Origin of the sequence: Streptomyces sp. TG1A-8 (assembly GCF_030499535.1) — a bacterium.
Taxonomy (GTDB): domain Bacteria; phylum Actinomycetota; class Actinomycetes; order Streptomycetales; family Streptomycetaceae; genus Streptomyces.
Genome location: NZ_JASTLB010000001.1, coordinates 6,149,314 through 6,160,788, shown reverse-complemented (window position 1 = coordinate 6,160,788; position 11,475 = coordinate 6,149,314). Strand labels below are relative to the sequence as shown.

Annotated in this window: 7 protein-coding genes; 1 reads left to right on the top strand and 6 read right to left on the bottom strand. The window is 72.0% G+C overall.

What is annotated here, in order from left to right; translation table 11 throughout:
* Window position 1: 1 nt before the first annotated feature.
* Window positions 2-1,516: a hypothetical protein gene (locus QQY24_RS27165; RefSeq protein ID WP_301975342.1), complete on the bottom strand. Its 1,515-nt coding sequence runs from the start codon at window positions 1,514-1,516 to the stop codon at window positions 2-4.
* Between the two features lie 500 nt (window positions 1,517-2,016).
* Between QQY24_RS27165 and QQY24_RS27160 the strand changes: the two genes are divergently transcribed.
* On the top strand, window positions 2,017-3,237 hold the full coding sequence (locus tag QQY24_RS27160; RefSeq protein WP_301975341.1) for a metallophosphoesterase: 1,221 nt from the start codon (window positions 2,017-2,019) through the stop codon (window positions 3,235-3,237).
* A gap of 919 nt (window positions 3,238-4,156) precedes the next feature.
* Here QQY24_RS27160 and QQY24_RS27155 read toward each other — a convergent pair.
* The 5 genes from QQY24_RS27155 to QQY24_RS27135 form a co-directional block, all read right to left on the bottom strand.
* Window positions 4,157-5,587 carry a non-reducing end alpha-L-arabinofuranosidase family hydrolase gene (locus tag QQY24_RS27155; RefSeq protein WP_301975340.1) on the bottom strand — a complete coding sequence of 477 codons (1,431 nt, stop codon included), beginning with the start codon at window positions 5,585-5,587 and terminating at the stop codon, window positions 4,157-4,159.
* 818 nt (window positions 5,588-6,405) lie between these two features.
* A complete protein-coding gene (locus QQY24_RS27150) occupies window positions 6,406-8,766 on the bottom strand; it encodes a hypothetical protein (protein WP_301975339.1) in 2,361 nt (786 codons plus the stop codon).
* Window positions 8,763-9,395 (bottom strand): hypothetical protein, encoded by a 633-nt coding sequence (locus QQY24_RS27145; protein WP_301975338.1) that lies wholly within the window; start codon window positions 9,393-9,395, stop codon window positions 8,763-8,765. Before QQY24_RS27145 ends, QQY24_RS27150 begins: the two co-directional genes overlap by 4 nt.
* Window positions 9,392-9,721 (bottom strand): hypothetical protein, encoded by a 330-nt coding sequence (locus QQY24_RS27140; protein ID WP_301975337.1) that lies wholly within the window; start codon window positions 9,719-9,721, stop codon window positions 9,392-9,394. Before QQY24_RS27140 ends, QQY24_RS27145 begins: the two co-directional genes overlap by 4 nt.
* Window positions 9,722-9,737: 16 nt before the next feature.
* The gene (locus tag QQY24_RS27135; RefSeq protein WP_301975336.1) at window positions 9,738-11,018 is read right to left on the bottom strand and encodes a CHAT domain-containing protein; all 1,281 of its coding nucleotides are present in this window, start codon (window positions 11,016-11,018) and stop codon (window positions 9,738-9,740) included.
* Window positions 11,019-11,475 lie beyond the last annotated feature (457 nt).

Here is an 11,475-nt window from a genome sequence, read left to right as displayed (position 1 = left end):
GTCACCAGGGGAGCAGGCGGCGCACGAACACGTCGTAGTACCCGTTGGTGTCCCCCGGGTACCCGAAGACGCCGTCCGACCCCACGACGACCACTGAAGTGCCGAAGGCGTCGGCACCGGCGATGGTGCCGACCTCGTCCGACGTGTTCTGCCCGAGGTCGAACAGTGTCTCGGTGCGCCCGGTCCGCAGATCGCGGCGGAAGATGTCGCGTTCCCCGTCGGTGTCGCCGGGGACCAGGTTGTTCGATGTGGAGACGAAGTAGACCCAACGGCTGTCACCGCTTGTGATGATCTCCGTATCCTCGCCGTTGCTGTCCTCACCGGCGGTGGTCCGGCTCACCTGGACGGTCTTCCCGGTCTCCAGGTCCTGGACGTAGGCGATGTAACGGTGCGGGGGCAAGCCGCCGGAGGGGGCTCCGGGTCGCGTGTCGATCTCCCAGCCGATGAAGGCGACGTGCCGTCCGTCCGGGGTGATCCGGCCGGAGGGAGATCCCAGTAGTCGGTCCGGTCCCACGCTGCCGCGCCGGACACGGCCGGTGCGCAGGTCATAGACGTACATCGGGTAAAGGGTCGGCTTGAGGATCGAGGCGCCGTCGTCCCCGGGTCCGTCGGCGCTCATCGCGGAGTCATCGTCGGCGAGCCGCTTCGCGCCCTCCCCGGTCCCCGCGGTCTCCTCGGGCTCCTGCGCCACGTCGTCGGAGCCGTCCGGGTCCTCCGCCAGGCTGAAGGTCCGGGAGATGAAGGCGACGCGCTGCCCGTCGGCGCTGATGGTGGCCGACCGGGAAGGCTGGCTGGGGACGGCACCCTCGCGGGTGATGCTGGCCAGCCGGGTGACGCCGGTCCTCCGGTCGAGGACGTAGATGTTCTGGCGGCCCTTCTCACCACCCGGGAGGTCCAGCTTGCGGACGGAGGAAAAGGCCACGTACCGCCCGTCCCTGCTGATCGCCGGGTCGAATCCGCCCCCTTCGGGACCCGAGGTCGCCCGCACGGTGCGGCCCGTGACCCGGTCGAGGACGAACACGTCGCTCCGGTCGTCCGTGTCGTCCTCCACCAGCCCGGGTTCGTCCGAGCCGAAGGCCACGTAGCGGCCGTCGCCGCTAAGTGAAATTCCGAGGAACTGGGCGGTGAGCTGCTTGCCGTGGTCCCCCACGGAGACCCGCTGAACGCGTCCGGTCCAGGCGTCACGGACGAACGCGTCCTCGATGCCATTGGTATCCCCCGGCACGAGGTTGTCCGCCTCCGAGGAGAACAGCACGTACCGCCCGTCCTCGCTCACACCGCCGCCCCGCGACAGGGCCTCGAGCTGCGCACCGCCCGGCCCGTAGGTCACCCGCTGGGTGAGTCCCGGCACCGCCGGCACCGCCGCCGCCCCCGGCCCGGCCGCCGCGGGCACGACCGTGCCCGCGCCCAGCAGGGCCGCAGCGGCCAGCACCCCACCACCGCGCACCGCCCTCCGGGTGGCCAGCCGGCCTCTCCCCGTGTCCCCGCCCGTCCCGCGCACCGCTCTTCCGGCCATGGCCGTCCCCTCCTTCGCCTCCCCCGACGGATGCGATCGCGGCCGGCCGTCCGGTGTCGGCGGCGGCTGCGCGCAGCAGAGCAAACCGCCCCCCGGCCACCCGGTCAACGGGGCCCCTGCGGCGGGGACGACAACGCGCCAGGGGGAGGCTCAGCCTCCGCCACTTCAGTCGGATCCCAGGAGTCGTCTTCAAAGCCGATCACGCGATGCGCAGAGGGGCCCACTGCGGACCGGTCCGGAACTTGACCGCGATCGCGTCGATCACCTCACGGTGATCTCGCCGAGCAAGATCAATCTCAGCGGCGCTTTCCGTACCGCACCCACTCACGCCGGTAACGCCCTGATAGCGGCTCCGGCCAAGGGAGGTGCCTGCGGCGGAGTCCTGCCGCCCGGCAGGGAACCCTTCGTCCCAAGGGGCCGCGCCCACGGAAGCCGGCCCGGCCGGCCCAAGGGCGACCGGATACAGTGCGCGAGACGGCAGCCTGGTCAGAGAGGCAAGTGTGACCGACACCAACAACACCCGACCCGCCGACAGCGAGGCGCAAGCTCCGCGGCAGAGCCGACTGCACCGCCTGATGCGCTACCTCCCCCTGATCGCCCCCGTCCTGCTGTGGGCCGTGCCCTGCTGGGTGCTCCTGCACAGCGGCCAGCACTGGCCGCTGCCCGTCACGCCGGTCGGCACCGCCCTGTTCGCCCTCGGCCTCGTCGGTATGCCGCTCGCGATGGCGCGCGGCCACGGCCGGCGCCAGCAGGACCGGGCGGCGATCGTCGGTGACACCCTGCTGGGCACCGGCTGGGTCCTGTTCACCTGGTCCGTTCTGCTCGGCGTCCCATTGCGGCTCGTCCTGACCGTGGCCGGCGTCGGCGGGAGCCAGGACCGGGCCCGCATCGTCACCTGGGCCGTCCTCGGCATAACCGCCGTACTACTCGCCTGGGGGTACGCCGAAGCCCGCCGCGTACCACGCGTGCGCCGGCTCGACGTGCAACTCCCACGACTCGGTGCCGGTTTGGACGGCGTCCGCGTCGTCCTCATCACCGACACCCACTACGGCCCGCTCGATCGCACTCGCTGGTCGGCACGGGTGTGCGAGACGGTGAACACCCTGGAGGCCGACCTGGTCTGCCACACCGGCGACATCGCGGACGGCACGGCCGAACGCCGCCGCGCCCAGGCCGTCCCACTCGGTACCGTGCGGGCCACCCGGGCCCGTGTGTACGTCACCGGCAACCACGAGTACTACAGCGAGGCCCAGGGCTGGGTCGACCTGATGGACGAGCTGGGCTGGGAGCCGCTACGCAACCGCCATCTGCTGCTGGAACGCGGAGGCGACACCCTCGTGGTCGCCGGCGTGGATGACGTCACCGCCGAGTCCTCCGGTCTGGCCGGCCATCGAGCCCACCTCGCCGGAGCCTTGGACGGCGCCGACCCCGACCTGCCCGTCCTGCTCTTGGCACACCAGCCCAAGTTCGTCGACCGGGCGGCAGCCGCCGGCATCGACCTCCAACTCTCCGGGCACACGCACGGCGGCCAGATCTGGCCTTTCCACCACCTGGTCCGCATCGACCAGCCCGCCCTCGCCGGCCTCAGCCACCACGGCCCCCGCACCCTCCTCTACACCAGCCGCGGCACCGGCTTCTGGGGCCCGCCGTTCCGCGTCTTCGCCCCCAGCGAGATCACCCTGCTCGTGCTCCGCTCCCCGCACCTGCCCACCTCGCCGTAGCACTGGACGAGCCGGCACAGCCACCTGGAGCAGTCCACGGGCCGAGGGGGCGGCGTCGACAGGTGACCGGGCCCGTCCCGCTGAGGACAGGATCCGGACCACTCCCGGACCGACGGCTCCGACGAGCCATACGTGGCCACGTTTACGCAGCTCAGCGCCGCATGACGCCTGCACCACCAGCAGACGGGGAACCAGGCCGGCAGGCGCTTGGCGAGGGCCGGTACACCGATGTTGTCCCGCGTGGCTTCCTCGACGAACGGGCCGGCGGCGGAGACGGGCGGCGGGGCGGTGCTGGTACCGACGCCGTTGAGCCGGATGCCCTCACCGGCGAGTTCCTGCCTGCTGCGGCGCTCACGACGGACACGCCCGGTGAGCTTCGCGTCAAGATCGTCGGGGAGTCGGAGTGTCATCGCCGTACGGCGATGACACCGGACCGGTTATCCGGCCCCGCGGTGGCCCGGAAACGGGTCGGCCGAGGTGTCGCCCGCGGAGTACCGGCGGGTCAGTGGTCCTTCTCGACGGACTCCGAGATCGCCACGCGCTCCACGTGCGGGGTCGTCGGGAAGGGGTCGGTTCGGGCGAGTCTCCCTTCCCCGTGCACCGCAGGATGTGCCCGCGCGGTCGCCGCGGGGAAGACGCCGCGCCGAGGAGGCGAGGGCGACACGGACCGGCGACCCGGACGAAACGTGCGGCATCCACGGCACGTCACGGCCGGCGGGCGGTGTCCCCGGTGGCGTCGCAGTGCTTCGGTCCGCGCCCGCGATGGAAGTCCACGAAGGACAGGGACCCCGGCCGACGCACGGCTGGGGTCCCTCGAGGCGGTGAGTACCGGTCAGCAGGTGGAGTCGCCCACGTCGTGAACCGCTCGTCCGCGCGTCGGCGGACCGCACCGGATCGCGATCACTGCGGACCGGGAAGGTCAGCGCTGCAGGGTGAGGACGCCTGGCCGCCACGGCAGTTGGTCGTAGGGGCCGCTCGCGGTGGGAGACTTGCCCTGGTAGAGGAACTGCAGGTTGCAGGGGTCGATGGTCATGGTCTGGTCGGGGTTGTTGCGGACCAGGTCACCGTGGCTGATGTCGTTGGTCCAGGTGGCACCGCTGTTGGCCTTGCCCGCGAAGGGGTTGCTTTCGCTGCTGGCCTGCGGGGTCCACGAACCGTTCAGGCTGGAGGCCGTGAACGAGCGGAAGTAGCGCCCGTTCGCACCCATTGCCTCGACGATCATGAGGTACTGGTTCTGGCCCTGGACCTTGTAGACCTGCACCGCCTCGAACAGGTTGTTGGTCGAGTCGCTCATGACCGTCGTGTACGACGAGCCGAAGCTGGCCGGGAAGTTCCCGATGGGCATGCTCGCCCGGTAGATCTTGCCGTTGTCGCCGGCGAAGAACAGGTACATGTTCTGGCCGTCACCGATCAGGGTCTGGTCGATCGGGCCGGTGCCGGAGCCGGAGATGCCGCCGGTGAACAACGGCTGCGGCGAGGACCAGCCGTTGGGGTTGGCGGGGTCGCTCGACGTGCGGTAGACGAAGGGCGACGCACCCCACTGGTACGCCAGCACCCAGATGTTCCTGGGCGCGAAGTAGAACAGCGTGGGCGCCACCGCGGCCTGGCTCATCCCGGTCTGGCCGGCCGAAGTCATGTCCGACCAGTTCGTGAAGGGAGCGAACATCATCGAGCCGTACGACGATCCCGACACGTTGGACGCGTAGACCAGGTGCTTGCCGTTGTACACCACGTCGGTGAAGTCCTTCAGCGAGACCCACCCGTTCGCCGGCTGGGCCAACGCGCCCGTCGACGTCCACCGGTACGTCGACGGAAGAGAGCACGTGCCGCCCCCCGGCGGGGTCGACGTCCCGGACGGGCCGGTCCACTTCTGGTTGCCGCCGCCGTTGCACGTCCAGAGCTCCACCGCCGTGCCGTTGGCCGTACCGGAGCCCGTGACGTCCAGGCACAGCCCGGACTCCACGCCGACGACCGTGCCGTCGGAGTTCACCCGCCACTGCTGGTTCGCGGCGCCGGAACAGGTCCAGATCTGCACCCGGGTACCGGTCGCGGTGGCGTGGCCCGGAACATCCAGGCACATGTTGCCGTACACGGTCAGCTGGTTGCCGTCCGTCAACGTCCACTGCTGGTTGGTCCCGCTCGAGCAGTCGTAGATCTGCAGGTACGTGCCGTTGGTCTGGCCGGCACCCGGCACGTCGAGACAGCGGCCCGAACCAACACCGCGCAAGGCGCCGCTGGTGGCCGCCTGAGCCGGATCGGCGACGAGCATCGCCGCCAACGCGACCAGGACCGTGACCGCGGCCGCGAGCGCCACGGACAGGCGCCCGTGACCGAAACTTCCTCTGCGCATGAGACTTTCCAACCCTTGAGTAAGCGGTTCCGGCCGGCCTCGTCCGAGGTGGGCCGGACTGTCGGTGTGCGGTTCGTCTCGCTGTCGACCAGCAGCCCGGCGCCGTTCAGGTCCTGCTCGGCGCCGAAGTCCACGACGTCCTGCACTCCTCGGCTGCGGCGCGGGCGGGCCCCGGGTGGGAGCGGTTGCGGCGCGGAGGGCTCCCCCCGCCGGGGGAACCGCAGCGGCGGGGCCGGTTGCGGCCGCCGGCGCGCGACGACGCGGGGAATATTGATGCGTACATGACATATATGTGTGCAGTGTGCCCCTTCCGGCTGCACGGGGGGAGCGACTCCGATGCGTTCGGAATATCGAACATGGATCGACTTGTCGGGCAACCTGAATGATAGGGAACCCCTGAACGGCGTCAATACCTCTCGCATGAATCACCGGGGGCGCCGAAACATTCGGATGACCTTGTCGATGAAAAGGCGCAGACAGAACCGCCAGGGAACTCCGCCGGACCGTCATTCGGCGTCGGATCCGGGGCGATTTCCCGGACGGCCTTGACGGTCGGCCGCGTCTCCACCATCCGCGGCACCCAGGTTTTCCGAAAGCCGTCCGAATGTTAGAACCATCTCGGGTGATCCCGGGCACGGCCGCGGCGGGCGGGCCGGCGCTCGCCCCGCCATCGGGGCGGCACGTGTTCACGTCTGCCGTGCCGGGGCCGGGTCCGCGGTCCGCCGGTGGGACAGCGGGCCGGGGGCGGGGAAGCCGGGTGCGCCCTCACCGCCGTCCACGCGGCCCCCTCGGGACGAGGCCGCACGAGGTGGAGGAGGTCATGCACGTGTGGCGGGAGCGCCGGGAAGCCCGGGCACGACCGCCTCGGACCACACGACCCCCAGGGCCGCCGAGGTCCGTTCGATCTCCGCGGCCAGATCCGGCCGGGAGTCGGCCAGCAGGGCGAGCTCACCGGCGTTGCGCAGCTGGTGGTTCCACTGCACGCAGCGGCCTGCCTCCAGGAGTTCCAGGGCCCTGTCCGGATCGTGGGCCTCCAGTGCGGCACCCACGGCCTCCGAGGTGACCGGGGCCCAGTCCGTCAGTCGCGACTCCTGGTCCGCGTGCTCCAGCTGCAGGCCGGCCACGGACGTCAACAGGTCGACGGCGAGGCCGTAGGCGGTTACGGCCTCGTCCCAGCGGCCCAGTTCGGCGCTCCCTCGCGCCCATGCGGTCGCCGCGGTGAGGCGGATGTCGGGCGAGGCGGCTTCGCTCCGCGCGGCCGTGCACCAGTCCCGCAGTGCGCGTTCCAGGTCCTCGGGCCGGCCGGAGTGGCGCAGAGCCGTGCCCCGGTTGACCCGCAGCATGGCGTCGAGCGGCTGTCCCTCCGCGGTGAACGTCAGTGCTTCGGTGAGGAGTTCCACGGTGCGGCGGAGCCTGGCCCCGTCGAAGCCGCCCTCGACGGAACCGAGCAGCGCCAATGCGGTGTTGGACAGGATTCCCAGGCGACGGGGGTGATCGGCGGGCGTCTCGGCCAGCGCCAGCTCCCCGGCCCGGAGCATGGCCTCCAGGTCGTCCTCGCGGCCCGTGCGCCGGTACCGCTGCAGGTGGGCCGAGATGAGGTTCGTGCGGTACATCCCCTTCTTCGGATGTCCGTCGGGAAGCAACTCCACCGCTCCACGGCACAACCCGATCTGCAGGTCGTCGTCCTCGGCGTCGTCCATCAGCTCGTGGCGCACCGCGATCAGCGCGGACTTGTTGAAGAGCTGCAGGGCCCGGTCCTCGTCGGACTGGTCCGGGAGGGCGAGTGCCCGGTCGATGACCTCCAGCCCCTCGACCAGATCCGGTGTGTTCCCCGTCGTCTGCGCCCGGGTGGTCAGCGCGGAGGCGAGAATCGCCAGTCGGCGCCCCAGGCTGCCGTGGCCGGGCGGGGTCAGGTCGACCGACCGCCGGGCCGCCGAGACCGCGTCGTCGCGGTCGGCCCCGTCGCCGAAGTGCTCGAAGCGCAACTTGAGCGCCCAGGCCAGGCCGATGAGCGCGGTGGCGTTACCGGGATCGGCCGCTTCGGCCCGGGTGTAGTGGTCGATGGACGCGTCGAGCAGCTCGGCCTGGCCCGAACGCTGGAAGAGCCGCTCCTGCACCCCGGCCAGATCGATCAGGTCCCGCGGAGCTCCGCGCTCGGCGGCCAGGAGCGACCGGAGGCGCAGCGCGTGCCGCAGATCGTCCGCTTCGCCGGTGTGGCCGGCCCGCTCCTCCCAGCAGGAGGCGAGGGCGTCGGCGGCCGCATGGGACGCCGCCCCCAGCGGTCCCCGTTCGGGCACGACCCGGTTCAGCGCGTCCATCGCCCGGTCGAGGTCACCGCGCCGCCCGCTCACGCGGTGGCGTTCCTTCCAGGCGAGACCCAGTTCCCCGAGGATCTGCCGGACGAGTTCCCCGGGGGCTGCGTCGATGCCGACCGCGCGCGTGTACAGCTCGATCGCCCGGTCCACGTCCTCGATGTTGGAACCCGTCGCGTGGCGGATCACCAGCAGACGGCCCAACTGGTGCAGGTGTGCGGCGAGGTTCGCGTCGGACGTCTGCAGCCGGTCGAGTGCCCGCAGCCCCCGGTCCGCGGCCGGGACGAGGTGCTCCGATCCCCCGGTCAGGCGCCACTCGACCAGGACGGCGGCGCAGAGGTTCAGGGCCACCACGGCCCACAGCGGCTCGTCCTCGGACACCAGTTCCAGGGCCCGCGTCGTGTAACGCAGTCCGTGGCCCAGAGCGCCCGTGCAGCCGTAGCGGTCGGCCATGGCCAGCAGATCGCCGGCGGCGTCCTGGAACAGCACCGGGTCGGCCGGGTCGGCCACGAGGGCCCGGTGGATACGGTCGACCAGCCCGTCGAGCGGCTGCGGTGCGCCCTGGCCGTAGGGCAGCAGGAAGCTCGTCGCGAGAGCCCGGTCGAGTTCCCCGGAGGCGCCTTCGCGGCTCGGGTCGTCGTGCCAGCGGTTCATGTGGACCCAGGCCATGAGCCTGGCCACGCGCAGGAACAGAGGACCGCCCCGCTCCTCCCCCGCCTCGCCGATCCACTCCATGAGATCCACCAGCCGCCGCGTCGTCTCCGGCGCGAGCAGCGGGGAGACGTCCCCGGTTCGGGTGAACTCCTCGAAGGTCCGGCGCAGTTCGGCACAGGTACGGACCGGATCTCGCACAGTCGTCCTCGTCATCCCTTGGGACAGTCGCTCACCGGCGCCATCGCCAGCAAGGTGGCGAGCGGTACGACCACCTCGCCGTCGCCCGTCCTGACCACGGCCTCGCCGCCGGAGACACGCCGCACGGTGCCGCACACCTTGGCGCCAGGGGTGTCGAAGCGCATCAGGCCGTTCTCCTCCGCGGGGCCGTACCAGGTGGCGCCGACCGCGGCCACGAGCAGGGCCGTGCACAGCAGGGTCAGGGCGATGCCCCGGCGCAGTTGCCGTGCGGCGTCGGCGGCCTCCCGCTGTTCCAGGAGGGGCCGGGGCAGGGCGGACGGCAGGTCGAGGGCGCGTGGTCTGCCGTGAGCCGCGAGGAGGAGCTGCATCGCGCCGAGGGCGCCGCAGACGAGCGCGGCGAGCAGCAGCAGGCCCACGGCGGCGGCCCAGCGGTCGGTGAGCTGACCGATGTCCGAGCGTCCTTTGACGAGGCCGAAGCCCACCAGGGCGGCGAGCAGGGCCGCGAGTCCGTTGCGCCAGGCGAGGGCGGCCTCGCGCACGCGGGGCACGGCCTCCTGGAGGAGCCTGCGGTGTTCCCGCAGGCGCCGCAGGTCGGAGGCGCCGGCCGGCCGGGTGGCGGGCAGGGGACGTCGTGGGCCGGTCATGCGAGTTCCGCCGGCACCCCGAGCAGCCAGAAGGCTCCGCAGCCCTCGGTCACACCGTCGGGGCGGTGGTCGTGGTCCTCGTCGCAGTTGCACGCCATCGGTACCTCGATCGGACCCGGGCGGGCCGGAGCACGCCACGACATCAGGCGGACGGTGGTGAGGACGACGGGTATCTCCAGGGGAGCGGCGCAGCGCGGGCAGGGGCCGCAGGCCAGCAGCAGGCCCTTGCCGTACGGTCGCAACTCGAAGTGCTCGGCGACGTGCTGGACGTAGGCGGGCTCGGACTCCTCGGCGTAGGGGAGCGCGGCGGGCAGGGGTACGGGCATGGGGTGGCTTTCCGGTTCAGGGACCTGTGTGGGTGAAGGACATCCAGTGGCTCGGCTCGTGCGGCGAGGCGTCCCGCAGCCTGCGGACGGCGCCGTGCAGTGCGGCGGCGGCGCGGTCGGGGCGGAACACGCCGTCCTGCCACAGGTCGCGGTAGACGTCCTCGGCCACCTCGGCGGCGACGGCGTCCCGGACGGACCAGAGTGTCCCGATCACATGCCGGTAGCCCGTGTAGTGCAGCGCGGCGGACAACGTCATCGACTCGTCCGGCACCAGCAGTCCGCCCAGGGCCGTCTTGCACGCCGAGAGGAAGGCGAAGTCGCGGTGCCGGTGGTTCGCGGCGATCTCGCCCGTCGTCAGCAGGCCGTCGCTGAGCAGCGCCCCTCCGGAGGCGGGACGCAGGGGATGGGACGTGGCGTGGCAGCTGAAGTGGACGCTGCGGTGGACGGCCAGCCCGCGCCGTACCGACGTCCGGTCCGCCGCGGGGCCCTTCAGCGTGGTGCAGTCCGCTCCGAAGAGCGCCGTCAGCAGTTCCTCCTCGCGCTCGACGTGGGGCAGGTCCCGCTGGCCCGGGGTTTCGGGCAGTGCCACGTGGAGCATGCCGCCCGGCACGGTCGACCGCTCCCACGACCGGGACTCGATCAGCACGCGCAGGGAGGGCGTGTACGACATCACCGCTCGGTCCAGTGAGCTCTGCCCCGCCTCGCCGTGCCGGCCCGCGGCATGCAGCGGGAGCAGGGTCAGCAGGCCCGTGGGGCACCACCACAGCCGAGGCCAGGGCCGGCCCTCTCCGGGCGGCTCCCGGAAGCCGCAGGCATCGAGCACGGGCCGGCCGATCGCCTCCCACAGCCACTCAAGGGTCGAGGTCAGCGCACTCTCCATCACCGCCTCGGCCTCGACGAGGGCGACCGCCGCCTGCTGGTAGGCCGTGCAGGTCCTGGCGTTGAAGGTCTCCTGCGCAGCGGCGTCCGCTTCCTCAAGGGCCGCGAGCCGGCTCTGGTGCCGCTCCACCGCCTCCACGTAGGCATAGGCCGTTTCACGGACGTCCCCGGCCGTGAAGCCCAGCGGGATCGGGGAGACTTCGTCCGGCGTCACGATCAGCGCATCCGTCCGGCGCTGCGTCACATTGACGGTGACGACGGGTCCCAGGGCGGCGGCGCGTCGCAGATCCGTGGCCGGCAAGGGACGTTGGAAACCACCGAGCCCCGGCAGCCGCCGGACTTCCTCGAGCAGTCCGGCCAGCCGACGCGCCAGCACCATCCTGCCGTCGGCCGGCACCGGTTCCCCGCGATCGTCCACCGAGCCCCCCGTCGCCCGTCGCTGCCCCCGAGGGTAGCGGAGCACGGGGCACCGGGCCGGGGGTGCACGCCGGAGCGGCCCCGCGCGAGGCGGGCTCGACAACCGCTTCGCACGGAGCCGCCGAAGCGGACCGCTCGGCCGTGCAACAGTCGTGCCGCCAGCTCACGGTAGTCGCGCAGCGCCGGCCGGGACCGTTCCGTGTGCGTACTGGTCGTGGGCTTCCCGGTGGTGCCGTCCCTGTCCTGCCAGGACATGCGCAGGGTACGGCGGTGCTGGGTGGTGGCCCCGGTGGAGCGCCCGGCGAGCTCCTCCAGGACGTGGCCGGCCTCCTGGCGCGACTCACGGGGCGCGCCGACGGAGCCGGAGGCGGCGTGCCGCAGGCGCGGCGGGAACTTGTCGCACTCCCCGGAGGGCAGCGGCCGCCCGTTGCCGTGCGCCTTCGTGCCTCCTGCCGCGG

What these genes read in the sequence shown, in the direction of transcription:
- QQY24_RS27165 (WP_301975342.1), bottom strand. Translation starts at nt 1,516, where the DNA reads ATGGCCGGAAGAGCGGTGCGCGGGACGGGCGGGGACACGGGGAGAGGC.
- QQY24_RS27155 (WP_301975340.1), bottom strand. Translation starts at nt 5,587, where the DNA reads ATGCGCAGAGGAAGTTTCGGTCACGGGCGCCTGTCCGTGGCGCTCGCG.
- QQY24_RS27150 (WP_301975339.1), bottom strand. Translation starts at nt 8,766, where the DNA reads ATGACGAGGACGACTGTGCGAGATCCGGTCCGTACCTGTGCCGAACTG.
- QQY24_RS27145 (WP_301975338.1), bottom strand. Translation starts at nt 9,395, where the DNA reads ATGACCGGCCCACGACGTCCCCTGCCCGCCACCCGGCCGGCCGGCGCC.
- QQY24_RS27140 (WP_301975337.1), bottom strand. Translation starts at nt 9,721, where the DNA reads ATGCCCGTACCCCTGCCCGCCGCGCTCCCCTACGCCGAGGAGTCCGAG.